We start from the raw sequence: 22,916 nt of genomic DNA, 5'->3' as shown, positions 1-22,916 counted from the left end.
GAACGACCTGTCAGCGCGCCTCGCACGCCCGAACCGAGCGTCGGCGAAGTGGCGGCATGAGCGAATGGAGTGAGCGAATCATGTGCCAGCGCGCATCGCGCATGCCGGAGCCGAGCGGCAGCGAGGCGCAGGCATGAGCATCGATGCGACGGTGCCCGGCAAGGGCCCCGCGATCGCCCGCACCCGCGCGGGCAGACAGTCGCGCATCATCGAACTGCTCTCCGCGCACGCGGTGCGCAGCCAGACCGAACTGGCCGCGCTGCTGGCCGCCGAGGGCATCGATGCCACCCAGGCGACCCTCTCACGCGACCTCGACGAACTGGGTGCGGTGAAACTCCGCGCGGCCGACGGCGGCGCGGGCGTCTACGTCGTCCCCGAGGACGGCAGCCCCGTCCGCGGCGTCACCGGCGGCACCGACCGCCTCTCCAAACTCCTCGGCGACCTGCTCGTCTCCACCGACGCCAGCGGCAACATCGCCGTCCTACGCACACCCCCCGGCGCCGCCCACTACCTCGCCAGCGCCTTGGACCGCGCCGCCCTCCCGTACATCGTCGGCACCATCGCGGGCGACGACACCATCGCCGTCATCGCCCGCGAACCGTTGACCGGCGCCGAACTCGCCACCCGCATCGAACAACTCGCCTGAGTGGCTGCGGTTTTCGCTCACTCGGGCGCGAAGACTTCGATGGTCGGGCCGGGCTCGGCGAACGGGATGTACACATGATGGGTCGTCGGGTCGACGGCGATACCACCCATGGAGGAACTACCGGACCGGCGCACGCGGCGCGACGCGGTGACCTGGCGGCTCTCGGTGTCGATCATGGTGACGCTGTCCGTCATATTGGTGACGTAGACGGTGTGCTCTGCCGGATCGACCGCAATCGCCGCGGATACGTCACGCCCCAGCGAGACAGTCCCTGACAGGGAACGCTTTTCGGTGTCGATGAGCGTGACGGAGTGCGCCGCGAGATCGGTCACGTAGGCCGTGCGAGTCCCAGGGACGATGGCGATGCCCTGCGGGTCGTCGGTGACCGTGATCGTGTCGGTCACGGTGTAGGTGCCGGTATCGACGACGGTGACGTCGTTCCCGTTGACGACCCAGAGGTGGTGGGTGTTCGGGTCGACCGCCAACGCCAGGGGGTTGTCACCGACCGGAATCGTGGCGACGAGGGCGCTCGTTCCGGTATCGATGGCCGTCACGGTCCGGTGGTAGTGGTTGGCGACGTAGACGACGTGGCGTTCGGGGTCGATCGTGACCGCGAAGTGGTCGCCTCCCGCCTCGATCTTGTCGCGGACAGACCGGGTAGTCGGGTCGATGACGGACAACTTGCGGGGCGAGGCCAGATAGATCAGATGTGTCCAAGGATCGATCGCCATCGATTGGTAGCCGGGCGATTTCACGCCGACCGGAATGGTATCGCTGATCATCCGAGTGTCGGTGTCGATGACGTACAGCGACTCGTCATCATTGCTGAGGACATATGCTCGCCGCACCCCGGAGTCGATGGCGACGGTCTGAGGGTCCGGTACGGCCTGCAGCGAAGCCAGAACTCGGTAGGGGCCTGGACCGACCTCCGCGTACCCGTTGGTGGCCGGATCGGTCGTGGTCGGGGTCGAGATAGTGGTCGAGATGGTCTCGAGGGAGTTCGTTTGCCTCGGGGAAGCGCAGCCGCCGACGGAAATCCCGACGACGACCGCAAGGCCGATACCCCCGATCAGCCTTGTCCTGAAGCACATTCGCAGAAATCTAGCACCGCCGAGCCGAAGTGCGGCGCCCCGCCGCACTACCCCGTGCGCCGCGGTTTGCTCGGCGTGATCGGGCAGTGCGGTAGTCCGGCATACAGCGACGCCTGCTGATCTCGAGTTCTGCGATTCGTCCTCGACTCCCTGTTGGATCGGCCCGAGGGAGACGACTTCACCTCGATGTCGGCGCGGTCTCCGCGCGCAGCTTCTCGATCGGGCGGGTCGGCTCGGCGGGCACCTGCCAATGCTGGATAGATGCTGCGAACCGCAGTAGGAATTTCGTCCCTTGATGCAACCATCCGGTTGCTATAGTCTTATGCAACCAGTTGGTTGCTATACAGGAGGCGCTATGGGATTCCCTGATCAGATCGCCCGGACCATCGAGCTCACCCACCCGCCCGCGAAGGTGTGGGCGGCCCTCACCACCGCCGAGGGGCTGGCGAGCTGGTTCGGCGACACCGCCGAGATCGACCTGCGGCCGGGTGGGGACGTGCGGATGACCTGGACCGAGGGCGCGGCGGCGCACATGCGGGTGGAGCGGGTCGAGGAGCCAACGGTGTTCGGCTACACCTGGCCGATCCACGGGCTGCCCGACGACGACCCGCGGCGCACCTACGTGGAGTTCACCCTCGAACCACACGGCGACGGCACCCGCCTCACCGTCGTGGAGTCCGGGTTCGCGCAGCTGCCCGACGACGCGCACAAGGTGGCGTTCGAGGGCAACGTCGATGGTTGGAAGAGCGAGCTGGGTGAGCTCGTCGAGTACCTCGATGCGGCCTGAACTGGAGGCCACCGCCGAACGGGTCTTCGTCGCGCTGGCCGATCCGAGCAGGCGGTCGGTGCTGGCCGCGCTCGCCGCGCACGGACCGGCCACCGCGACCGACCTCGCCGATCGTCTGCCCATCACCCGTCAGGCGATCGCGAAACACCTTGCCCTGCTGGCCGATGCGGGTCTGGTGATCGCCGAACCCGGTGAACGGCGCCGCGTGCGCTATCGCCTCGACTCCGCACCGATGCAGGTGGCACAACAATTCCTGGCCGCCCTGGCACGCGATTGGGACGGCCCGCTGGACGCGCTCCGTCGGCATCTGGACGGCTGAGCGGGAAGGAAAAGTAATGAGCGACAACGATTTCACCGTCACCATCACTGTCGACAAGACGCCCGCGGAGGTGTTCGCCGCCATCAACGACGTGTGGGCCTGGTGGTCGGAGACCATCGAGGGCAGCACCGGAACCGTCGGCGACAGCTACCTTTTCGAGGTACCCGGCATCCATCGCTGCACAATGACGACCACCGAATCCGTGCCTGGCCGCCGCTTGGTCTGGCATGTCACCGACTCGTGGCTCGCGTTTGTCGCTGACACCACCGAGTGGGAGAACACCGACGTCGTCTTCGACATCACCGAAACCCCCGAGGGCACCGAACTGCGTTTCACCCATGTGGGTTTGGTGCCGACGGGCGAATGCTACGAGGTATGTTCCAACGCCTGGGGTGCTTATGTCACCGGCAGCTTGCGTGGGCTGCTCACCACCGGGGAGGGGGATCCGTTTCGGCGCACCAGCACCGCCGAGTCGGAGTTGCGCAAGCACGGCAACGCCGACCTCGTCGACCTGGACAGGCTCGGCTGATCGCCCCCGCGGCGTGATCTCCTGCCGTTATCACTACGAGGAGTGAATCGCCCTCGGTTGACATCGGATGGCTGTGCGATCGCAGGGTCCCGTATCGGGGCCCGGCTCGCAAGCAGATCTTCCGATGGCAACTCCTGGTAGAGTCGAGGGCGCGGATCTCAATCTGCTTAGGCGCAGGGCGAATTGGGGGGGTGTCTTTATGGTGTTGGTCAAGCTTGATCGGTCGTGGTTGGTTGCGCCGTGGTGGCGTTCGGTGTCAGTTCAGTCGTCGTAGGCCGGCGTTGGTGGTTCGGAACCCGCAGTTGTCGTGGTAGAAGCTGTTGAGGTGTGGTTCGTAGTCGACGTGGAGCCACTCGATACCGAGTTCGCGTAGGTCGCTGACGAGTGTCGTGACCAGGCTGGTTCCGATGCGCTGATGCTGGAAGTCGGGGGCGACCATGGTGTCGAGGAGGAACGCATGCCGACCTCCATCCCAGACCGCGTGCACGAACCCGACAAGCTGGTCGCCGACGAACGCACCGACCCATGACCTGCTGTGCCGTTCCAGGCGCGCTGTCCAAGGGCTCGGCTCGTGGTCACCGCCGAATGCGTCGGTGTGGAGGCGCGAGAGCACCTCATCGTCGACAGCGAAACGGATGCGGAGATCCGTGGTCATGCGGCGTCGTCCTCTCAGCGTAGGTCGTCATGACGTGATGTCACGTGATCGTGGCATCACGTCGATGCTGGGGCCAGCGGATTTCGGTAGGGCTGTTTGGTTTTGAGCATGGCGTAGAGACGTCGCAGCGGCGCCGGGCCAGGCAGATGAGGGCGGCGTTGTGCTTTTTGCCCTCGCCGCGCTTCCGGTCGTAGTAGGTGCGGCTGGCCGGGTCGTGCAGGCGAAGGCGGACAGGAACAGGGCGCGTTTGAGTTTGTGGTTGCCTGATCGAGCTGGTGATTCGCCGCGGATGGAGCTGCCGGATCGGTGGGTGACCGGGGCGATCCCGGCGTAGGAGGCGAGGTGGCCGGCCGAAGCGAAGGCCGAGCCGTCGCCGACCTCGAGCAGAATGCGGGCGCCTGTCCTGACTCCGACGCCCGGCATCGAGGTCAGGATCTTGGAAAGAGGGTGGCCATCGAGCATCCTCTCGATGTCAGCGGCGATGCTTTGTCCACCGCGACCACGGCGGGTCGAACGACATCGTGAGAGGCTGGATCGATGACGCCGTGAAGTACGGCAACGCCGCAGGCGTCGATCCCAAGCTGGTGCTGGCCATCGTGTACAACGAGGGCGGAAACCGGGCGGATACACCGGTTGAACAAGCGGGCAGCGGCTTTTGGGACGCGGCGAGGGAAATCCTCAACCCGATCCGTGAGATGAACAACCCGACAGACTACGGGATGTCTTGGGGCTGACCAACATCAAAGAAAAAACCTACGAGCAATTGCAGCGAGATTACCCAGAGGAATTCGGTTCGATTCGATGGGCGCGGTTGCAGTACGATGACTCGGCCGCGATCATGGCGGCCGCATATACCCTGAAACGCATCCAGGAACAGTATGGCCCGTTCGTTCCGGACGAGATGAAGGAGAAGTACAACACCAACGAATTCATGGCCGCCGGATACAACTCGGAGGGTGCGATGGAGGATTATTCAAAGCAAGCGGATCTCGGCCCACAGGTCAAGAACTATCTCGCGATGAACGAGGGCTCGTACGCGAAAGCTTCCGAACTGATAGACGGAGCCTACACATGTCGATAGTCCAATGGAGGCGTAAGCTCGGGCGGTTCACCGGATTCAGCATCCTTGCCGTCGTCATAATCGTGCCTGTAGCCTTGATTGGCCTGTTTATCTGGGGCACGATACGTGCGAAGCTGGACCCGCCCCCGGCGATGCGGCATGCCACCGCGACCGAAGTGACCGGATACGAAGCCGTCTCGACCACTAAGGCCAATTTCGACCGCCTGGTCGTTTCGAAGGTCTTCATCGGGCCCGTGATCGACCGGCCACAGGACCGCATAGTCTCCCCTGGTACGAGACTCGACGACATGGACAGGCCTGGTCCGCCCGGCGTCCAGTGGCTTGTTTACGGTAAATACGCAGACGGTTGTCACATCAGCGTCAATCGCGTGGCCGGCGGAGTCGCCCTACGCACAGCCGACGGACTGTCGGACACCCAACGCGACGAAGTATCCCGCGGCGAAAAGCTGGTGCTGGTTGCGAAATTCGCGTGCGGGGAGGGTTGGGTCCGTATGAATACCTCGCGATGAACGAGGCTCGTGCGCGAAAACTTCCGAATTGTTAAACGGAGCCTACACATACCGGTAACGCGATGGAGACGAAAGCTAGGGCGGTTCACCGCATACAGCGCCCTTGCTGTTGTCATACTCCTGCCAGTGGTTTTCATCGGTCTGATGATCTATGCGAAGATGAATCCGCCCCCGGAGATGCGGCATGCCACCGCGACTGAAGTGACCGGATGCGAAACCATCTCCACTGAAAAGGAGGATCTCAGCGGTGGCTTGGTGGTTTCGCCCGACAACTCGGCGAAGCCTGTCATACTCTGCGGAACTCGAGGTGGACTATTCGAATATCCTGACTACGATCATCTACCGCGACTTGACGGATCGTACCTTTTCCTGGCGACGAAACGAGCGTATCCCGGGCTGACCGAACATTCGGCGACGACATTAGGTCGGGCCCTGCAATCGTCTCCGCGAGAAAAGGCGGATACGCCTTTTCGAAAGAGGCTTCGAATCCGGACTTCTCCAACATCCAGTCGAGATCGCTGGGGGACGTCTGCAGGGCGATCAGATACTTTCTGTTGCGGACGATCCGCCTTTCGACCAAGAGAATCTTCCCGCCAGCGGGAATCACCCAGCCACCGAATTCGAGTGCCTCTTGTACCAGTTCTGGACTGGTCGAGGTCTCGACATCTGGCGCCGCCGCACGATCGATGATGCTTCCGCATCCAGTTCCGGCGAGCGATACCGCAGCAATCACGCCGACGACCAGAACGCGAAGCGCCCACCACGAGGCTGTCATCGGAATACCTCCCGGATCCGGGTCTGTGAGCATGTCATCGCGGTGGAGTGTGCCCGGGCCCAGCAGGCAAGTCGATTGAGCCACTCGCAGGTAGGGGCCCCTCGTAGTGCTTGATCGTCGATGATCCGTACATATCGAATTCCTTCGCCAATCCAGCCGTATGCAATGCGCCGAGCTCGCGATCAGACCATTCCGCGCCAGCAATCTCCGTCTTCTTCGTTCCATCCCAATTGTAGCGATCATATAGGTGGACTTGATAATCGAGTGTAATACGAGGCTCTGCGTGTTCTGCATTCAGCTCATAGACCGTGAGAGCCCCACAGGCGCACGCTTCGATCGAACCTATCGCGAGATACCAATCTCTATTCGTGAATGTGTAGTCTTCCCAACCCGACTGGAACGATGCAGTCACGCGGTCGCCGCCAGTTATTACCGATCTCGCGGCGATGCTCCGTACGAGTGTGGTAATTATAGTGTCGACGCGCCGCTTCAGTCCAGGGTCGTCATTCATAATCGTATCCGGGTCGAGGGTAAGATCTTTACCTGTGTTCCCGAGATAGTGTTTCAGATGACGACCAGCATTGGGCAGGCCCGCAGCGTCCGCACCAGCCGACGCAATGATCACTGTATCCAGGAACTTATAGTCGTCGTATCTGCTATACCATGGTTGGGAACCGTGTGGGCCTTGCCCCTCATCCGCGGGCGGAAACGGTGGCCGTCCCGGGATCTCGGGAGCCATCAGAGCCCTCTGATGATCGTTGTCATTGCCTCTTTCGTTTTCAATTGCGATACCGTGATCCTGCGGAAGGATGCAAAGACTAACCGGAAGTGGCTAGTCGAATAGCAGAGTCGATGCTCTCTTCCCACCAGATATTGTCACCGAAGCCGTATCTAACGGAACCCACATCGACGACCACCCTGTCCGGTATTTCGAATTCACTTACGTTGAATGCCGGAGCCGTCCGCCCAGGTGAGTATTCCAAGGTTCGGGAGATCTTTTCGACAATCGCCACTACGGCATTTTGCCTCGACTCGGCCGATCTTTTCAGTGCCTCGACTGCCGCTGCGATTTCCGACCTGATCGTTTCTCTGATCGGCTGGTTCATATACGGCGCCCATATGCCGAGAGGGAAGGTGATTCCGAAATAGGTCATCGGCTGCAGAATTCCCGCAGTCAGGCCTATCGCCTGATTGTAGACCAGCCGCTCGAGACATTCGCCTGCGTTCTGGACGATCTTGGCCACGATCTCGAGGTCGGTGCTTCGCCCAGCCACCGACTGGCCCAGGGTGGTCACGCTTGCGCTGAATGCCTGCGACGCGTCCCCAGACCACTTGCTTTGCAGCCATCTGATTCCGTTGCCGAGATTCTCCGAGGTGACGTAGTCATTGATGCCGAGAAGGTCGATCCGCTTGCCGATCGCTTGCAGAGCCTCCCAGTCGGCTACCAACGGGGAAAGATAGGCAGATGTCGGCCTGACACCGACCGCTTCGCTGAGTCGATCGTCATAATTGGAGATTAGGTCGACACTCGCACTGACCACCTGCAGAATCATGTACTGGTTCTCTGGAACCTCGGGCAAGCTGGGAAGCTGCAGAGCGCCGAATCGGCTGACGCCTTCACGCCCACCTGCCGTACCTGCCGTACCTGATTCCCCTAAGAGGTTCGTCGACGTCGCCGATATCGCGGTCGCGAAGGTGTCGTCGGTCGCTTGGTACTTGGTAGCCGCCGTCGCGAGATTCGCGCACAGAGCGCCGATTGCGCTCCAATCAGCCTGCTGTGCTGCGGACACCACACTCTGAAATTTGTCGAACGACGGCGCGAGATCAGCCATTAGTCCAGTCGACCCTGCAGGCAGGTGCACACCTGACAGCAAACGCGAGGCGTTCGACGAGAAGGTCGTTCCGAGATCCTGCAGGTCTAAATCGAATCCCGCGAGACTCGAGAGGTCAACGGTGAAATCATCCATGCCTGGTCCGGAGCGCCCGGGCAGCATCCGCATCGGCTCGAATGATCGCTGTTCGATCGCTGCGGCAGCATGTGAACGTATTGCTATAGCGGAACATTGGACTGCACCCCCTTCGGGCGCTGATCCTACAGGAAACCTGTCGAGCGATCACGATTCAGCCGACAGCAGGTTCCACATGCATGAGTTAGCGAACCTGAGCGGGCGCGGGTGTGGTCGTGCACGAACACAATCGCACCCGCCAGGCCCCGCGTCGCCCGTACCCGCGCTGGTCGGCGTCGCGCATCATCGAGCTGCCCTTCGCGCATTCGGGGCGGCAGCCAGTCCGAGCCAGCCGCGCTGATGGCCGCCGAAGGTATTGAGGTCACCCAGGCGATCCTGTCGCGCCTGCGGGGCGCTGCAAGATTCACTCGCGCACGAGGACCGTTGCGGTTCGGTCCGATTCGCAAGCGGACGCCAATCAGCACAGGCGGGACCACCGCGAAAGGCGGGTCCGTGGTGGGGTCCAATTCGAACTGCAATGATGTCCGGTGTGAGCGCTCTCGACGTGCGTGTGACGGCCGAGGAGTTCGCCGAAGGGGCGACTGCCGAGCTCGGTGACATCGAGATCGTCGACGGGCGCGTGGTCCGGCTGGTAGCTCGGAGCCCGGTGCACAGCCGGGTGGTCCGGCGGCTGGCAGGGATCCTGGAAGCGGCCCGGCGCGGCGGCGGGCCGTGCATGCTGGTGGACTCCGACGTTGCCGCACGATTCGCCGACGCGGAATCCGCAACGGCGGATCGGCGGTTGAACATTCGCTACCCCGACATCTGTATCCGGGACTGCGAACCGTACGACGTCAACACCGTGCGCGAGCACATCCTGCTGGTGGTCGAGGTCACCTCCGAGTCGACCATTGATGCCGATATCAACGACAAGCGAATTCAGTACGCAACAGCAGGCATTCCCCGCTACCTGATCGTCCGGCTGGACCAGAAGGAAGAACGCATCGAAGAGATCGAGGAATACCGTCTCGACTGGTCCGGTCGCCGCTACGCCGCCCACACGGTCCATCGACGTGTATTGCTCCTCGACGATCCGGTCGAGGCGACCATTCCATTCGACGTACTGGAACAACCGTAGCGACCAGCCCGTGGTTCGGGCCGCCCGCCTTGCCGCGGAACCGCGGAGGTGGGTTCGGGCCGTCGGGGTTGGGGCTGGTGGGCTGATAGAGTCGGGTGTCGAAGTCGGCGATCGAAGGGGAGGGCATGGCGCGCAGGATCGCGGGAGTCGTTGTCGCGGCGGCGATCGTCTCTGTTGTGGCTGCTTGTGGTGGGACGACCGAGGGGTCACCGTCGACCAGTACCAGCGCCGCGGAGGCGCCGTTGTTCAACCCTTGCACCGGGATTCCCGATGATGTGTTGCGGTCGGCTGGGGTCGATCCGGCGACGGAGGAGAGCGGGATCGCGGGGGTGCATCAGCATGGGTGGGAGATCTGTAGCTGGGCAGGGAAGAAGTATGCGATTACGGTGTATTCGACTTGGCGGACCGTCGCGGAGTTCGAGAAGAAGTCGGGCAACGTCGATTTCCGGGATGTCACAGTTGCGGAGCGCAAGGGACGGCAGTTCAAGGTAGAAGGATTCTCCAAGGATTTGGACTGTAGTGTCCTTTTCCCCTCCTCGCAGGGTGGGGTTTTGCAGCTGCAGATCCAAGGCAAAATTTCGGACGACGACCGAGAAGATCCCTGCGCGGTTCTGTATCGGGTTGGGGAGTCGATCGTTCCGATTTTTCCAAAATGACCGGGGGGCAAGTCAATGGCTGAGGAAACTCAATCACCGTGGCGGCGGCTTGCTGAGCAGGCTCGAGCTGGGGAGTTGTACCTCGATGACGAGGTAGCGGCAAGCCAAGTGATAGGTGCCTGCAAGCAACGTCTCGACGACCTCGAGGCGCTTCGGAGGCTTGCCGGACAGTGCGAGAATGTTTCTGGCTTCGGTGATTTCGATATGGCCGATGTGCTCGCAGGAAAGTTCCGTAAGCAGGCGATAGGCACCGATAGCTCGATTGATGCGATCATCGCGAAAGACGTCGAAGTCGTGCGGGACATGCGCGACATCATGGCCATCTCGATCGCGCGTCTCCGGGGCCAGGACTACACCAATTCTGCAGCGATCACCGCGATCATCGATTCCGTGGGGGAACCACAGTGACGGGCATGAACGGCGGCATGTTCAGTTGGAGCGCAGGCGATATGGGCTCCGCCATGCTGGAAGGCCTGACCGATTGGATCGCTGGCGAAGAGCGGAAACCGGGCATCAGTCCGGGAGATATTCAAGGGCGATTCAACCGGCAGCGTGACGATGTCCGGGGCAAAGCCGACGATGTCGGTTTCGATGGCGCTTTCCATCCGCGGGAAGTGCTGGAAGAGGACGAATTCGAGGACGACGATGTCGCCACTCTGCGCAGGAAGGCCGACGCGATCGATCTGACTGCGGTCGGCAACCTGATCACCGCTTGGCAGGTGGTCGGCGATCGTGCGCGCGAATCGCTCGAGACGTTCACCGGCGCTATCACCCGTTTGACCGAGGAGGGGGTGTGGCGCGGCGCGTCGAGCGACGCCGCCGTCGCGGGTGTCCGCGACTACGCCACCCACGGTGCGCAACTGTCGAACGCGGCGGCACTCACCAGCCACAAACTCGCCGAACTCAAAACGGGATTGGAGCCGACGAAGCTGCTGGTCCCATATCCGCCCGACGACCGGTCCTTCACCGACAACGCGCGTTCGTGGATCGCGGGTCGCGGCTGGCGCAGCAACTCCGAAGCGCAGGACACCGCGAAGGCCGAGGCGCTGCGGGTGCTGACGACGGTGTTCGCTCCGGTCATCCGGGAATCGGACACGAATGTGCCGGTCCTTCCGCAGCCGTACAACCCGGTGCAACCCGGTGATAATCCGCCGCCAACCGGTCCCGGTCCCGGCCCGGGCGGCCCTGGACCAGGCCCCGGCGGCCCCGGCCCGGGCGGCGGCACCCAACCGGAACCCGACCCGGACACCCCCACCGACGACCCGGACCATTCGGATCAAACAAACCCGAGCGGAACCGATCCGACCTCGACCGATCCGGCGTCCACGAATCCGGCGTCGACCACTCCGGCGTCCACGCCCACGACGAACCCGACCGGCTTGCCCGATCGCCCCGGGCCGGGCCCTGGAACCCCGGGTCCGCCAGGTCCGGGCGGCACGCCTGGGGTGCCCTCGCCCGGCGGCTCCATCCGCGGGGTGCCGCTCACGGCCACCACCGGCGCTCCGGCTTCGGCGGCGAGTCCGGCGACTCGCGCGGCGATGAGTGGTTTGGGCGGTCTCGGAGCGCCCGGCGCGCGCGGCGGGCGCTCCGAGGAGGAGTCGAGCAAGGGCATACCCGACTACCTGATCAGCAGGGAACACGGTGAGGAACTGACCGGGCTGAAGGACCTGCCCAAGGTGGTGCCCCCGGTGATCGGGGAGTGAGACGAAGCGCTGTTCGCCTGTGCACGAGCGTTTTTCGACAGGCCGCACAGTCATGGACGACGCGGCCGAATGGGGCGAGATCATGAATACCGTGCGACAGTGGCGGTTCACCGCGCTCGAATTCCGGACGCTGTGGGAATCCACGGGCCGCGACGTGCTGCCCTATCCGTTGCGCCACCAGTTCACCACCCAGTACCGCTCGGACAGCCTGCGGTTGCGGCAGGCGGCCGCGCTGGCGGTGCGGCCGCAGCTCGACGACGACCTGGTGCGGGCGGTGCACGTGCTGTTCGCGCCCGAGGCGCGCATCGAGCTGGCGGGGTACCTCGGCGTCCGGCGGGACCGTGAGTTGCGCGCCCACGCCGGCGTGCACGACGAGCACGGCGCGCTGGCCGTGCAGGAACACAGCGGCGAGGGGTACGGCGACGTGACGCTGACGTTCCTGCCCGCCGCCCGAGTGGCTCGCGCGGTCGTCGACGTGCTGCCGGAATACCCTGCGGGACAGCGTGAACCGATGACGATCCCGGTCGAAGAACTGGAGGGCCCGCCTCCCGCGGTGCGCGACGCGTGGCGGCCGACACCGCGCGAGGAGTTCGAGAAGTTCTTCGCTCGCCCCGTCCGCGCGACCGTCCACGTCGGCGTCTACCCGTGGGGCAGCGCCGACAACCGGCACATCAAGGGCCGCAAGGACTTCCAGATCACGGACTTCGACGGTGACGGCCGCTACGTCACTTTCGGCACACGCATGGTCATCGCCAAACCCACCACTCGCGAACGCATGACGGCGACGGTGCACGAGATGATCGGCCGCACCGTCGAAGAAGTTCGCTCGGGTAGCCACCCGCCCCGCTGATCTCCCGGCGCCGCCAGGCCCGGGCCCACCCCCGGCGGCGACGAACACCAGCTGGGCGAGCCCGGCGCGCAGGCGGCGTGTCTAGACGATCTGGACGGGCGCCGGTCTCCCGCTGTCACTCGCGGGACAGCATGGCGACGGCTTCGCGTTCGAGGTCGACGTACGGTTCGCCGCTGACGTCGACGGCCACCCGGTGCAGGGTGCCGCCGGTGAACTCCCACGGGAAGGTTCCGGGGTAGTCGTCCGTGACGGCCTCCGCGCTGTCACGACCCGCGTGGAGCCCTTCCCCCGCGATGCTGAACTTGCCCGGCTGGGTTCTGATCCGACCCTCGCCGACCTTGCGTTCGCCGTAGTAGAGGCTCAGCGTGCCCCGCGCGGTGCCGGGAGGATCCTCGCTCTCCTTGTCGAAGGAGGCGGCGAGGATCAGATTCTGGCCGGTGGGCAGGTCTTCGTCGGCGCTGATCCGCTGCTCGTCGCTGCCGAGGAAGTTGTAGACGTAGTGCAGCCGGTTGTCCTTGACGTACAAGGCATGTCCGCCGAACCGGCCGCCGTGGGAGAACAGCACCCCGGCCGCACCCGGTTCGGGCAGGTCGACCAGCGCGCCGATCGCATAGGAGCGGTTGCGGATGTTCACCGCGACCGACTCGGGCACTTCGGCGCCGCCGGGCCGGTAGACGTAGCGGTTGCGCGGCGGTGCGAGCTGGGGGCGCTGGGTAGTGAGAATCTCGACGCCGGACCGATCGTCCAGCGGGAACGCTTGATTGGCGCCCGCCTCGTAGAACCACAGGCCGATGAGTTCGGCGAGCTTGCCGGGTTCCTCGGCGGCGAGATCGTGCAGCTCGGCGCGGTCCCGGTCGACGTTGTAGAGCTCCCAGGTGTCATCGGGGAAGTGACTCCACCCGCTGAGGGTCGGGTGGGTGGTGACCGCTTTCCAGCCGTCGTGCCAGATGCCTCGGCCGCCGAGCATCGAGTAGAACTGGGTGTGTTTGGCGGTCGGGATGGTGGCCGCGTCGAAGCTGTAGCGCATGCTCACGCCCTGGATCGGCGTCTGGGCGTGGCCCTTCACCGTGTCCGGAAGCTCCATGCCGAGGCAGTCCAGCAGGGTGGGCACCAGGTCGACCGCATGGTGGTACTGGTCGCGGGTCTCGCCGTGCGCCTGAATCCCGGCGGGCCAGGAGATGAGGCACGGGTCGCACGTGCCGCCGTTGAACGAGTACCGCTTCCACATCTTGAACGGGGTGTTGAAGGCCATCGCCCACCCGTTCGGGTAGTGGTTGTAGGTCTTGGTGCTGCCCAGCTCGTCCAGCTTGGTCAGGTTCTCGGCCAGGTCGTCCGGGATGCTGTTGGCGAGTTTGTTCTCGTTGACCGAGCCGTCCGGGCCGCCCTCGCCGCTGGCGCCGTTGTCGGAGACCACGACGATGATGGTGTTGTCCAACTGTTCGATCTTCTCCAGGTAGGCGAGCAGGCGGCCGATCTGGTCGTCGCAGTGCGAGAGGAAGCCCGCGTACACCTCGGCCATCCGGCAGTACAGACGCTTCTGATCGTCGGAGAGGCTGTCCCATGGACGGGTGTAGTCCAGCGGTGGGAAGGGCTGACCGTCCGGGCCGCTGCGGGTCTCGGGGGTGCCGATCGGATTCAGCGGCGGCAGCTCGGTGTTCTGCGGGACCAGCCCCATCTCCTTCTGCCTGGCCAGGATCTGCTCACGCATCACCTCGTAGCCCGCGTCGAATCGGCCGCGGTAACGCTCGATCCATTCGCGCGGCGCGTGGTGCGGAGCGTGCGCGCAGCCCGGCGCGTAGTACAGGAACACCGGACGCTCGGGGGCGATCGCCTTGACGTCATCGATGTACTCGATGGCCCGGTCGGTGATGTCGACACTGAAGTGGTAGCCCTGCTCGGGCGTGGCGGGCTGCTCGACGGGATGGTTGTCGTGCACCAGATCCGGATACCACTGGTTGGTCTCCGCGCCGAGGAAGCCGTAGAAGCGCTCGAAGCCGCGGCCGACCGGCCAGTTTCGTTTGGTGGACGCCAAGTTCATCTCGTCCTCGGCGCACAGATGCCACTTGCCGACCGCGGCCGTGCTGTAGCCTCGCTCGACCAGGATCTCGGCGAGGGTGGCGCACTCCGGCGGGATATGGCCATTGGCGCCGGGGAAGCCGACGGCGCATTCGCTGATGCAGGCCATGCCATTGGTGGTGTGGTTGCGGCCGGTGAGGAGGCAGGAGCGGGTCGGTGAGCACAGCGCGGTGGTGTGCCACTGGCTGTAGCGCAGCCCGCTCGCGGCGATCCGGTCGATGTTCGGTGTCTCGATCGGTCCGCCGTAACAACCCATGGCGCCGAAGCCCACGTCGTCGAGCACTATGTAGACCACATTCGGGGCGCCGGCGGGGGCCTTCGGCTGCTCGTACGGTCCCCAATCCGGGATCGAGTCGCGGATGTCGAGGTTGACCACACCGCGGAAAGGAATTGCCATGGTGTTCTCCTCAGGTACAGCCCCCGGCCGCCAACCTAGGTAGTCGCGAAGAAGATCGCCTCACCCGCGACGGGTGATCAGCGCGCGTCACCGAGACAGCGCATCCTGCTGTTCGCATTCCGCGATCCAGACCGAAGCGCCTCCCGGTACGACGCTTCAGAACACGGTCGCCCAGTCGTTCCTGATACCGACTACTGCCCAACCGCTCTCGTCGGCGAGCTCGAGCGCCCGCTCGGCTCCCGCCACGTAGTCGAACTCGCGGTCACGATCGTCGTGGCGCACCAACATCCGCAGCGACGGCCGGTCCTGCTGCTCGGTGCACTGCAGCATCGGGATGTCCCCGTTGGTGTTCCCCGCCGCCAGCAGGGGACGCCGACCGATCCGGCTCCAGATCCGCACCGGCTTCTGTGGGCCGTCGTCCAAGACATCCGCCTCGGGTTTGCGGACGATCGTTCCGCCCTCCCAAGCCAACGAGACGCTGCTGCCGATGACGCGCTCGCGGGGAATGCCGTAGATCTCCCGGCTGATCGGTCGCATGAAGTCGCGGCCCCCGCCCGAGGCGATGTAATTGGCAAACCCATTGGCCGCCAAGAAGCCGAGCAGCTCGATCATCGGCGCGTAGCCGCACGCCGAATAGGCACGGCCGAGGGTCGGATGCCGCGCGGTACGCAGGAACTGATCGGCCAAGCGCTCGAACTCCTGCACCGGTATGCCCGCGAATGCGGCCAGCACGCCGGAAGCGAGGACGCCGACCTTGCTGTCGTCGCCGTGATAGTGCTCGACGATCACCTCGCCGAGCCAGTCGTAGTCCTTCGTGTAGGCGGCCTGCCACGGCTGGCGACCGCGCAACTCCGGGTCCTGCTCGGCCATGGCGACCAAGCGGCGCAGGATGAAGTCGAGCTGGATGGGCATCGGCTTCTCGCACCACAGCGTGCCGTCGTTGTCGAAGACGGCGACCCGATCCTCGGCCGGAACAGCGTCGGGCCCGGCGGTCACCCGACCGACGAAATCCAGGATGGCCTGTTTGACGTGGCCGTCGCGCCAGCTCGGAAGCGGATCGGCGGCCGGGGCCGGATCGGTGTGCGCGTTGTCTTCCTGGTTCGCCGCCGCCATGGATCGGCTCCTTCCTCGGCCGACTGCGCCTCCTGCGACACTGCCTCAGCCGAGTGGCCGCGCGCATCACCCGCGGCGGGCGAGGCGATCACCTGCGCGTCACCCCTGGTGGGATGCGGAATTCCGCCGCCCGTCAGGCGAAGGGATACTGCCCGCCTCCGGTGCCGGGACCCTGGTTCGGTGTGGTGATGTCGATGATGTCCTGGACGAGGTCGACGACGGCGCGACCGATGTCGAGCACGTCGTTGCCGAGGGTGGAGAATTCCTGCGCGATGAGCTGGAGCATGTCGTCTGTCCTTCGGCCCGGTCGGCTGGGTACCGTCCTCCAGAGTGACACGGAATGCGTCCCCGACGGCGGGGAATGCCTGCGGTGAGGGCGCGGGCACCCCGGTTCTGAATGGGATTGCATCGTCATGCATAATCATTTGTAGAAGGGCGCGGGCCGCCTGACCTGCGCGCCGGCGCGACCGGCCGGGGCCGCCGACGCGGCGCCCCGAGACACACCCGCACGAAACCGAGGAGCACACAGACATGTCCGAGCGCGTCGTACTCGCCTACTCCGGTGGGCTTGACACCTCCGTCGCGATCAGCTGGATCGGCAAGGAGACCGGCGCCGAGGTCGTGGCCGTCGCCATCGACCTGGGCCAGGGCGGCGAGGACATGAACGTGGTGCGCCAGCGCGCGCTGGACTGCGGCGCCGTCGAGGCGATCGTGGTCGACGCCCGCGACGAGTTCGCCGACGAGTACTGCCTGCCCACCATCCAGGCCAATGCCCTGTACATGGGCCAGTACCCGCTCGTCTCCGCGATCAGCCGCCCGCTCATCGTCAAGCACCTGGTGGAGGCCGCCAAGTTCCACGGCGCCACCACCGTCGCGCACGGCTGCACGGGCAAGGGCAACGACCAGGTGCGCTTCGAGGTCGGCATCGGCGCGCTCGCGCCCGACCTGAACGTGATCGCCCCGGTCCGCGACTACGCGTGGACCCGCGAGAAGGCCATCGCCTTCGCCGAGGAGAACAGCCTCCCGATCAACGTCACCAAGAAGTCGCCGTTCTCCATCGACCAGAACGTGTGGGGCCGCGCCGTCGAGACCGGCTTCCTCGAGGACCTGTGGAACGCGCCGACCAAGGACGTCTACGACTACACCGCCGACCCGACCGTCAACTTCGAGGCGCCGGACGAACTGATCGTCACCTTCGACAAGGGTGTGCCGGTCGCGATCGACGGCCGCCCGGTCAGCGTGCTCCAGGCGATCGTCGAGCTGAACCACCGCGCGGGCCGCCAGGGCGTCGGCCGCCTGGACATGGTCGAGGACCGTCTCGTCGGCATCAAGAGCCGCGAGATCTACGAGGCGCCCGGCGCCCTCGCGCTGATCACCGCGCACCAGGCGCTGGAGAACGTGACCATCGAGCGCGAGCTGGGCCGCTACAAGCGCCAGGTCGAGCAGCGCTGGGGCGAGCTGGCCTACGACGGCCTGTGGTTCTCCCCGCTCAAGCGCGCGCTGGACGCCTTCGTCCAGGACACCCAGCAGCACGTCTCCGGCGAGATCCGGATGGTTCTGCACGGCGGCAACGCGGTGGTCAACGGCCGCCGGTCCGAGCAGTCGCTCTACGACTTCAACCTGGCCACCTACGACGAGGGCGACACCTTCGACCAGTCGCTGGCCAAGGGCTTCGTGCAGATCCACGGCCTGTCCTCGAAGGTCGCCGCGCGCCGCGACCTGAACCAGAAGTAAGCGAGCATCCCGGCAACGAGGGTCGACGCCGACGCGTCGGCCCTCGTTCGTCGTGAACACGGGCGCGCAGCCGCGCCTGATGGACGTTTCACACACCGCGGGCGAGCGGGTCTGTCGTCCCGCCCGGTCCGGCAGCCCGCACCCATCGCGGCGGTGTGGGCCCCGGCTACCGTAGGGGCCGACGTGTTCGAGATCCGCACCGCCCGACCGACCTCACCGAGGAGACAGCACACGATGACGCAGAGCGGCAGCACGAACACCGGTGCCCTCTGGGGCGGACGTTTCGCGTCCGGACCCGCGGAGGCGATGGCAGCGCTGAGCAAGTCGACCCACTTCGACTGGGCGCTGGCTCCCTACGACATCCGCGCGTCCAAGGCGCACGCCCGGGTGCTGCACAAGGCGGGGCTGCTGTCGGAGACCGATCTCGCCGGGATGCTGACCGGTCTGGATCAGCTGGCCGCCGACGTCGCGTCCGGCGCCTTCGGTCCCGCGGAATCCGACGAAGACGTGCACGGCGCGCTCGAGCGCGGGCTGATCGAGCGCGTCGGCGCCGAACTCGGCGGCCGGCTGCGCGCGGGACGCTCGCGCAACGACCAGGTGGCGACCCTGTTCCGGATGTGGCTGCGCGACGGCGTGCGCCGGATCGCGGCGGGCGTGCTCGACGTGGTCGACGCACTGGTCGCCCAGGCCGCCGCCCACCCCGACGCGGTGATGCCGGGCAAGACCCATCTGCAAGCCGCCCAGCCCGTGCTGCTCGCGCACCACCTGCTCGCGCACGCGCACCCGCTGCTGCGCGACATCGACCGGCTTCGCGATTTCGACCGCAGGGCAGCGGTATCGCCGTACGGTTCCGGCGCGCTGGCGGGTTCCTCGCTCGGCTTGGATCCCGAGGCGATCGCCGCCGAACTGAATTTCGATGCGGCCGCAGCCAATTCGATCGACGCCACCTCCGCGCGGGATTTCGCCGCCGAGGCGGCCTTCGTGCTCGCCATGATCGGCGTCGACCTGAGCCGGATGGCCGAAGAGGTGATCATTTGGAGCACACCGGAATTCGGCTACATCACGCTCGCCGACGCCTGGTCCACCGGTTCCTCGATCATGCCGCAGAAGAAGAACCCGGACGTCTCCGAGCTCACCAGGGGTAAGGCGGGTCGTCTGATCGGCAACCTCACCGGTCTGCTCGCCACCCTCAAGGCCCAGCCGCTGGCCTACAACCGTGACCTGCAAGAGGACAAGGAACCGCTGTTCGATTCGGTCGCCCAGCTCGAGCTGCTGCTGCCCGCCATCGCCGGTCTGGTCTCCACCCTCACCTTCCACACCGACCGGATGGCCGAACTCGCCCCCGCCGGTTTCACCCTCGCCACCGACATCGCCGAATGGCTTGTGCGCCAAGGCGTCCCGTTCCGCGTTGCGCACGAGGCCGCGGGCGCGTGCGTCCGCGCCGCCGAGAACCGCGGCGTCGGCCTCGACGAACTCACCGACGAGGAATTCGCCGCCATCGACCCGGCCCTCACCCCCCAGGTCCGCGAGGTCCTCACCGTCCAGGGCTCCATCGCCTCCCGCAATGCCCGCGGCGGCACCGCGGGCACCCAGGTCGCCCTCCAGCTCGACGAGGTCCGCGCCGCAGCCGCCGCCGCCCGCACCTGGTTGCACTGAGCATTTCGACCGGCGGCCGATCGGCATGCCGTCCGACCGGCCGCCGGGTCAGTCGGCGCGGGCGAATGCGCTGACGGTGTGGAGCGGGACGGCCTCGCTGACGTCTACTTCAGTCGGACGGTTCGTCCCCGTCGGCACATGGCTGAACCGAGCGTCGGCCCGTGTCGGAAGCGGGGCCAGCGGCGGGCGTCGTGAGCGGCCCGCCACCGTCGCTGTTCAGAGGAATTCGGCCGTGTCGAGTTCGAAGTCGAATGGTGCCGGAAGGTGTAGCGGCGCACCGAATTTGGCGGTTGCCTGTTGAGTGTACTGGCCGTGATCGGGTGCCCAGAAGACGGTCACTTCGCCGTGATGGCGGTCGACCAGGAGGTACACCGGAATTGCCGCCTGTGCGTAGGCGTCGCGCTTCTCGACGCGATCGACCTCGGCATCGCGGTCGCGGCCGGACGTGATCTCGACGATCAGCAGGACGCCGGACGCATCGGCCCACGATGGCTCGGCCCGGAAATAGCCCCGTGGCGCGACCGCTCCGTCGACTCGCGAGCGGCCCTCGCGGTATGCGGGGATACGCAGGCCACGCTCGTGAAAGAACTCGAGCCCGGTCGAACTCAGGATCTGGTTGCGAATCGTCGCGGCGAACTCGTCGTGCTCGCCGTCGGGAACGGGTACCACGTAGATCCTTCCGTTGATCAGTTCGACCGATACCTCCTCCGACGACGCACGCTCCAGTACCTCGAACTCCGCAAGGCTCACGTCGGCGTCCTGGATACTCATGTGCCCAGGATAACGGGGTGGGGGACGGTCGGAGCGCGACTCGTGCCCGGCGATGATCGCCACGGGGACTCCTCTCGAGCAGGGATTGTTCTGTCTCGGAGTTGGACGGGGTAGGCCGCCTGCTGGTTCCCGTGGTGTGCACGACACCCGGTGTGTCCTCACGAAAAGGTCGTGTCGGTGTGACGACGCCCCGTGCAATCGCGTCACCAGCCCGTCGTCGGCCAGCTTGAGGTTTTGCGCCGTAGCCGGGTCACTCGGCGGGGGCGAATGCGCCGTCGGTGCGGAGCGGGACGGAGTCGCTGACGTCGACCTCACCGGCGATGGCGACGTCTTCGGCGAAGCCACCATCGCGGAGTTCGCGACCGGACGAGCAGTCCGCCAAGGTGGCGCCGATATCGCCGGTCGATTCGAAAGCCGTTCTGGCGATGGTCGATTCGGGCGACAGCGGTCCCGCGCCCGCGCTCGCCAACGCGGAGATGACCGCTCCGGCACCCAGCAGATCTTCGATGCTCGGACGCAACGCGTCGCGACCGGGCCACTGCTCGCCCGCTGCGATCACGGCGACCGGCCGATCCGCTGTGCCCCAACCCTGTCGGCGGATCCATCGGGCGACGGCGGTCGCGTTGCGCAGCGATGCGGCAAGCACTGGAATCCCGGTGACGGCAGCGGAAATGGCCGAACCGTTGGGCGACGGAAGGACGAGTCGAGGCACCGTCGGGGCGCGGCGCAGCGCCGCGGGCGACAGCGACCAGGGCCGCTGCTCGGTGACGACGCGGCGGCCGACGGCGAGCACCGCGTCCTGGGCTTCGGCGAAGTCCGTCGCGCGATCGTCGCGCCAAGGGAACGGAAAGACGCGAGTACCGGCGTCGACCGCGACGCTGACCGACGTCGTGAACGACAGCACGTCGACGACCACCACACACGCGCTGCCCGGCGTCAGCGCGAGCGCCCCCGCCACACCCCACTCGCAGCGAACGCCGAAGGACCGCTGGTCGAACCATGTTTCTCCCACCACCAAACTGTTCTAACAGAGGGCTGCCCTGAACACAGTGCGGCGCTCGTCTACGGACCCGGGGCCGACGCGGCCGCCATGAACGCCGCTGTCCGACGCTGCCTCGAGAGGGCTGGATTCGAAGCCGCGCGCGGATCGCATGCCGCCCCTGCTTTGCCCGGGCGGGTCGCCGCGCTGCGAGTCAGACGGTGGATGGCCGGACTCGAACCGGCGACTTCGGGACGAATGGGCCCGCTGGGTGGTCAGACGCGGACTGCCTCGCCGCCGTCAGTGGGCGCGGCGTTCGATCAGGGTGGCCAGGTGGAGGACGGGTGCGGCGAGGTCCGGGATGGCGTCGGGGTCGCCGAGGCGGCCGGTTTGGTAGCTGAGGAGCTCGTGGCCCGCGAGACTCCAGCGGGGGACGACGCCCTCCAGATGGGCGGCGATCAGTTGAGGGCCGACGAGCAGGCGGGCGTAGTTCGTGTCCACTGCGGTCACGCGGAAACGGTGGTCGAAATCGCGATGACCGGTGGTGACAGGTACGTCGCTGAACAGGGCGCTGCCGGGCTCGGAGAGCGCCGCGACATCGACGACCGCCACCGGCGGATAGGGCCGTTCCAGCAGCACCACCACGACAACGAAGCGGTGGGTGGTCGTGTGGACGATCTGGCCGTTCCAGGCGCTGGTCTGGTAGGAGTAGTCGGCCACGGTGACCTGGTGGCCACCGAGCTCCCCGGTCAGCGTCGCACCGAGCCCCGTCGGATTGCGCCCCGGCAGCCGCGCGGTCCACGGCACCAGCGGCGCCATCTCGAACCGCCAGCCGTGCGGTGTACCCCACTCACTGAACGTCTGACCAGCAGCCCGCCTCCTGCGCACGCGCAGCGGCAGCAACACCCCGAAACCCGCCGCCAACAGCACGGCCACGAACACGATCAGACCGATCCGGAACGCTTCCACCACGGGTCATCACATCCCTCGGTCGACGGACCCTCCCATTGTCCGCCGACTACTCAGGCCGCGCAGCCGTCTGAGATATGGCAGCGGTCGCCATCAGTGCTCCGCTGGGCGTAGTCAGAATGGGGGGATTGCCGAGGCTGTCGGCCATCGTCGCCGCGTCATAGCTTGCCGACGACGGTTGGCTGGTCGCCGAGGGCGGAAGAGTCACTGCCGGCGCGTCGGCAGCATGCTTCTCTGCGAGAACGTGCCTGCTGCGGGCCAGCAGCTGTTTGCGGTACTGATAAAGCCCATCCAGCTGCCGGTCCATCTCCCGGCACCACTCGCGAAGTTGCACGGCGTCGCCGGGCACGGTGCTTGCCATTTGCTCGACCCGTGCTATCGCGGCGGCGATCGCCCGGGCGAGGTCGCCGACGCGGGTACCCAACGTCGCGAGATCCCGTGCCACCCGCACCGGATCAGCGGGACGATTTCCGGGTTCAGTGTCCGTCGCCATCGTCGAACTCTTTCCGAATCAGGGTGATCCTGCATTCCTCAGC

The 22,916-nt window shown here is 65.8% G+C and carries 25 protein-coding genes and 1 pseudogene; 14 read left to right on the top strand and 12 right to left on the bottom strand.

Annotation, left to right across the window (positions count from 1 at the left end; all coding sequences use genetic code 11):
* Nucleotides 1-133: 133 nt before the first annotated feature.
* Nucleotides 134-646 carry an arginine repressor gene (locus AB0H49_RS29050; protein WP_355004023.1) on the top strand — a complete coding sequence of 171 codons (513 nt, stop codon included), beginning with the start codon at nt 134-136 and terminating at the stop codon, nt 644-646.
* A 17-nt stretch (nt 647-663) separates the two neighbouring features.
* Here the strand turns inward: AB0H49_RS29050 and AB0H49_RS29045 are convergent, their stop codons facing one another.
* Nucleotides 664-1,737 carry a YncE family protein gene (locus AB0H49_RS29045; protein ID WP_357255982.1) on the bottom strand — a complete coding sequence of 358 codons (1,074 nt, stop codon included), beginning with the start codon at nt 1,735-1,737 and terminating at the stop codon, nt 664-666.
* A gap of 355 nt (nt 1,738-2,092) precedes the next feature.
* On the opposite strand from AB0H49_RS29045, the gene AB0H49_RS29040 reads away from it, so the two are divergent.
* The 3 genes from AB0H49_RS29040 to AB0H49_RS29030 are packed head-to-tail and all read left to right on the top strand — an operon-like array spanning nt 2,093 to nt 3,372.
* Complete coding sequence (locus tag AB0H49_RS29040) at nt 2,093-2,524, top strand: SRPBCC domain-containing protein (RefSeq protein WP_357255980.1); 432 nt, start codon at nt 2,093-2,095, stop codon at nt 2,522-2,524.
* Nucleotides 2,514-2,843: a metalloregulator ArsR/SmtB family transcription factor gene (locus AB0H49_RS29035; protein ID WP_355004020.1), complete on the top strand. Its 330-nt coding sequence runs from the start codon at nt 2,514-2,516 to the stop codon at nt 2,841-2,843. Before AB0H49_RS29040 ends, AB0H49_RS29035 begins: the two co-directional genes overlap by 11 nt.
* Before the next feature lie 16 nt (nt 2,844-2,859).
* Entirely contained in the window at nt 2,860-3,372 is a 513-nt protein-coding gene (locus AB0H49_RS29030) for an SRPBCC domain-containing protein (protein ID WP_355004019.1), read from the top strand.
* 256 nt (nt 3,373-3,628) lie between these two features.
* Here AB0H49_RS29030 and AB0H49_RS29025 read toward each other — a convergent pair whose 3' ends face one another.
* Nucleotides 3,629-4,027: a GNAT family N-acetyltransferase gene (locus tag AB0H49_RS29025; RefSeq protein ID WP_357255978.1), complete on the bottom strand. Its 399-nt coding sequence runs from the start codon at nt 4,025-4,027 to the stop codon at nt 3,629-3,631.
* A 56-nt stretch (nt 4,028-4,083) separates the two neighbouring features.
* Nucleotides 4,084-4,513: pseudogene (locus tag AB0H49_RS29020) on the bottom strand (transposase); the annotation flags it as partial.
* Between the two features lie 59 nt (nt 4,514-4,572).
* Between AB0H49_RS29020 and AB0H49_RS29015 the strand changes: the two are divergent.
* From AB0H49_RS29015 to AB0H49_RS29005, 3 genes are read left to right on the top strand one after another with little or no spacing between them, the layout of a single operon-like run.
* Nucleotides 4,573-4,761: a hypothetical protein gene (locus tag AB0H49_RS29015; protein WP_357256123.1), complete on the top strand. Its 189-nt coding sequence runs from the start codon at nt 4,573-4,575 to the stop codon at nt 4,759-4,761.
* Nucleotides 4,752-5,108 (top strand): hypothetical protein, encoded by a 357-nt coding sequence (locus tag AB0H49_RS29010; RefSeq protein ID WP_357255976.1) that lies wholly within the window; start codon nt 4,752-4,754, stop codon nt 5,106-5,108. The genes AB0H49_RS29015 and AB0H49_RS29010 overlap by 10 nt, the downstream gene beginning before the upstream one ends.
* Nucleotides 5,099-5,617 carry a hypothetical protein gene (locus AB0H49_RS29005; protein ID WP_357255974.1) on the top strand — a complete coding sequence of 173 codons (519 nt, stop codon included), beginning with the start codon at nt 5,099-5,101 and terminating at the stop codon, nt 5,615-5,617. Before AB0H49_RS29010 ends, AB0H49_RS29005 begins: the two co-directional genes overlap by 10 nt.
* Before the next feature lie 286 nt (nt 5,618-5,903).
* Here the strand turns inward: AB0H49_RS29005 and AB0H49_RS29000 are convergent, their stop codons facing one another.
* Nucleotides 5,904-6,392, bottom strand: a complete 489-nt coding sequence (locus AB0H49_RS29000; protein WP_357255972.1) for a hypothetical protein — start codon at nt 6,390-6,392, stop codon at nt 5,904-5,906.
* 818 nt (nt 6,393-7,210) lie between these two features.
* On the bottom strand, nt 7,211-8,392 hold the full coding sequence (locus tag AB0H49_RS28995; protein WP_357255970.1) for a hypothetical protein: 1,182 nt from the start codon (nt 8,390-8,392) through the stop codon (nt 7,211-7,213).
* Nucleotides 8,393-8,879: 487 nt separating this feature from the next.
* On the opposite strand from AB0H49_RS28995, the gene AB0H49_RS28990 reads away from it, so the two are divergent.
* From AB0H49_RS28990 to AB0H49_RS28970, 5 genes are all read left to right on the top strand, one after another.
* The gene (locus AB0H49_RS28990) at nt 8,880-9,476 is read left to right on the top strand and encodes a Uma2 family endonuclease (protein WP_357255968.1); all 597 of its coding nucleotides are present in this window, start codon (nt 8,880-8,882) and stop codon (nt 9,474-9,476) included.
* 125 nt (nt 9,477-9,601) lie between these two features.
* Nucleotides 9,602-10,132 carry a DUF3558 domain-containing protein gene (locus AB0H49_RS28985; protein ID WP_357255966.1) on the top strand — a complete coding sequence of 177 codons (531 nt, stop codon included), beginning with the start codon at nt 9,602-9,604 and terminating at the stop codon, nt 10,130-10,132.
* A gap of 15 nt (nt 10,133-10,147) precedes the next feature.
* A complete protein-coding gene (locus AB0H49_RS28980; protein WP_357255964.1) occupies nt 10,148-10,540 on the top strand; it encodes a hypothetical protein in 393 nt (130 codons plus the stop codon).
* A 5-nt stretch (nt 10,541-10,545) separates the two neighbouring features.
* The gene (locus tag AB0H49_RS28975; RefSeq protein ID WP_357255962.1) at nt 10,546-11,835 is read left to right on the top strand and encodes a hypothetical protein; all 1,290 of its coding nucleotides are present in this window, start codon (nt 10,546-10,548) and stop codon (nt 11,833-11,835) included.
* Between the two features lie 82 nt (nt 11,836-11,917).
* Complete coding sequence (locus tag AB0H49_RS28970; protein WP_357255960.1) at nt 11,918-12,685, top strand: ESX secretion-associated protein EspG; 768 nt, start codon at nt 11,918-11,920, stop codon at nt 12,683-12,685.
* A 115-nt stretch (nt 12,686-12,800) separates the two neighbouring features.
* On the opposite strand, the gene AB0H49_RS28965 is transcribed toward AB0H49_RS28970, so the two are convergent.
* The 3 genes from AB0H49_RS28965 to AB0H49_RS28955 form a co-directional block, all read right to left on the bottom strand.
* A complete protein-coding gene (locus tag AB0H49_RS28965) occupies nt 12,801-15,158 on the bottom strand; it encodes an arylsulfatase (RefSeq protein ID WP_357255958.1) in 2,358 nt (785 codons plus the stop codon).
* A gap of 156 nt (nt 15,159-15,314) precedes the next feature.
* Nucleotides 15,315-16,271, bottom strand: coding sequence for an HAD family hydrolase (locus tag AB0H49_RS28960; RefSeq protein ID WP_357255957.1), 957 nt, complete (start codon nt 16,269-16,271; stop codon nt 15,315-15,317).
* 133 nt (nt 16,272-16,404) lie between these two features.
* Nucleotides 16,405-16,557, bottom strand: a complete 153-nt coding sequence (locus AB0H49_RS28955) for a hypothetical protein (protein WP_355004001.1) — start codon at nt 16,555-16,557, stop codon at nt 16,405-16,407.
* Nucleotides 16,558-16,802: 245 nt separating this feature from the next.
* Here AB0H49_RS28955 and AB0H49_RS28950 point away from each other — a divergent pair, with 245 nt between their 5' ends.
* Together AB0H49_RS28950 and argH are read left to right on the top strand one after the other, a co-directional pair.
* The gene (locus tag AB0H49_RS28950) at nt 16,803-18,005 is read left to right on the top strand and encodes an argininosuccinate synthase (RefSeq protein WP_141812801.1); all 1,203 of its coding nucleotides are present in this window, start codon (nt 16,803-16,805) and stop codon (nt 18,003-18,005) included.
* A 234-nt stretch (nt 18,006-18,239) separates the two neighbouring features.
* Nucleotides 18,240-19,661: an argininosuccinate lyase gene (argH, locus tag AB0H49_RS28945; protein WP_355004000.1), complete on the top strand. Its 1,422-nt coding sequence runs from the start codon at nt 18,240-18,242 to the stop codon at nt 19,659-19,661.
* A gap of 216 nt (nt 19,662-19,877) precedes the next feature.
* On the opposite strand, the gene AB0H49_RS28940 is transcribed toward argH, so the two are convergent.
* From AB0H49_RS28940 to AB0H49_RS28925, 4 genes are all read right to left on the bottom strand, one after another.
* On the bottom strand, nt 19,878-20,432 hold the full coding sequence (locus tag AB0H49_RS28940; protein WP_357255954.1) for a Uma2 family endonuclease: 555 nt from the start codon (nt 20,430-20,432) through the stop codon (nt 19,878-19,880).
* A 250-nt stretch (nt 20,433-20,682) separates the two neighbouring features.
* Nucleotides 20,683-21,444, bottom strand: a complete 762-nt coding sequence (locus AB0H49_RS28935) for a 2-phosphosulfolactate phosphatase (RefSeq protein WP_357255952.1) — start codon at nt 21,442-21,444, stop codon at nt 20,683-20,685.
* 267 nt (nt 21,445-21,711) lie between these two features.
* The gene (locus tag AB0H49_RS28930) at nt 21,712-22,383 is read right to left on the bottom strand and encodes a hypothetical protein (protein ID WP_355003997.1); all 672 of its coding nucleotides are present in this window, start codon (nt 22,381-22,383) and stop codon (nt 21,712-21,714) included.
* Between the two features lie 46 nt (nt 22,384-22,429).
* Nucleotides 22,430-22,873, bottom strand: coding sequence for a hypothetical protein (locus tag AB0H49_RS28925; protein ID WP_357255950.1), 444 nt, complete (start codon nt 22,871-22,873; stop codon nt 22,430-22,432).
* Between the last annotated feature and the right edge of the window lie 43 nt (nt 22,874-22,916).

The sequence above is a fragment of the Nocardia sp. NPDC050713 genome (assembly GCF_040654315.1).
Taxonomy (GTDB): domain Bacteria; phylum Actinomycetota; class Actinomycetes; order Mycobacteriales; family Mycobacteriaceae; genus Nocardia.
Note: the sequence above shows the minus strand (reverse complement) of the source record. Positions and strands in the feature narration are given on the sequence as shown.

Coding starts and splice junctions, on each gene's coding strand:
- AB0H49_RS29050 (WP_355004023.1), top strand. CDS start 134: ATGAGCATCGATGCGACGGTGCCCGGCAAGGGCCCCGCGATCGCCCGC.
- AB0H49_RS29045 (WP_357255982.1), bottom strand. CDS start 1,737: ATGTGCTTCAGGACAAGGCTGATCGGGGGTATCGGCCTTGCGGTCGTC.
- AB0H49_RS29040 (WP_357255980.1), top strand. CDS start 2,093: ATGGGATTCCCTGATCAGATCGCCCGGACCATCGAGCTCACCCACCCG.
- AB0H49_RS29035 (WP_355004020.1), top strand. CDS start 2,514: ATGCGGCCTGAACTGGAGGCCACCGCCGAACGGGTCTTCGTCGCGCTG.
- AB0H49_RS29030 (WP_355004019.1), top strand. CDS start 2,860: ATGAGCGACAACGATTTCACCGTCACCATCACTGTCGACAAGACGCCC.
- AB0H49_RS29025 (WP_357255978.1), bottom strand. CDS start 4,027: ATGACCACGGATCTCCGCATCCGTTTCGCTGTCGACGATGAGGTGCTC.
- AB0H49_RS29005 (WP_357255974.1), top strand. CDS start 5,099: ATGTCGATAGTCCAATGGAGGCGTAAGCTCGGGCGGTTCACCGGATTC.
- AB0H49_RS29000 (WP_357255972.1), bottom strand. CDS start 6,392: ATGACAGCCTCGTGGTGGGCGCTTCGCGTTCTGGTCGTCGGCGTGATT.
- AB0H49_RS28995 (WP_357255970.1), bottom strand. CDS start 8,392: ATGCGGATGCTGCCCGGGCGCTCCGGACCAGGCATGGATGATTTCACC.
- AB0H49_RS28990 (WP_357255968.1), top strand. CDS start 8,880: ATGTCCGGTGTGAGCGCTCTCGACGTGCGTGTGACGGCCGAGGAGTTC.
- AB0H49_RS28985 (WP_357255966.1), top strand. CDS start 9,602: ATGGCGCGCAGGATCGCGGGAGTCGTTGTCGCGGCGGCGATCGTCTCT.
- AB0H49_RS28980 (WP_357255964.1), top strand. CDS start 10,148: ATGGCTGAGGAAACTCAATCACCGTGGCGGCGGCTTGCTGAGCAGGCT.
- AB0H49_RS28975 (WP_357255962.1), top strand. CDS start 10,546: ATGAACGGCGGCATGTTCAGTTGGAGCGCAGGCGATATGGGCTCCGCC.
- AB0H49_RS28970 (WP_357255960.1), top strand. CDS start 11,918: ATGAATACCGTGCGACAGTGGCGGTTCACCGCGCTCGAATTCCGGACG.
- AB0H49_RS28965 (WP_357255958.1), bottom strand. CDS start 15,158: ATGGCAATTCCTTTCCGCGGTGTGGTCAACCTCGACATCCGCGACTCG.
- AB0H49_RS28960 (WP_357255957.1), bottom strand. CDS start 16,271: ATGGCGGCGGCGAACCAGGAAGACAACGCGCACACCGATCCGGCCCCG.
- AB0H49_RS28955 (WP_355004001.1), bottom strand. CDS start 16,557: ATGCTCCAGCTCATCGCGCAGGAATTCTCCACCCTCGGCAACGACGTG.
- AB0H49_RS28950 (WP_141812801.1), top strand. CDS start 16,803: ATGTCCGAGCGCGTCGTACTCGCCTACTCCGGTGGGCTTGACACCTCC.
- argH (WP_355004000.1), top strand. CDS start 18,240: ATGACGCAGAGCGGCAGCACGAACACCGGTGCCCTCTGGGGCGGACGT.
- AB0H49_RS28940 (WP_357255954.1), bottom strand. CDS start 20,432: ATGAGTATCCAGGACGCCGACGTGAGCCTTGCGGAGTTCGAGGTACTG.
- AB0H49_RS28925 (WP_357255950.1), bottom strand. CDS start 22,873: ATGGCGACGGACACTGAACCCGGAAATCGTCCCGCTGATCCGGTGCGG.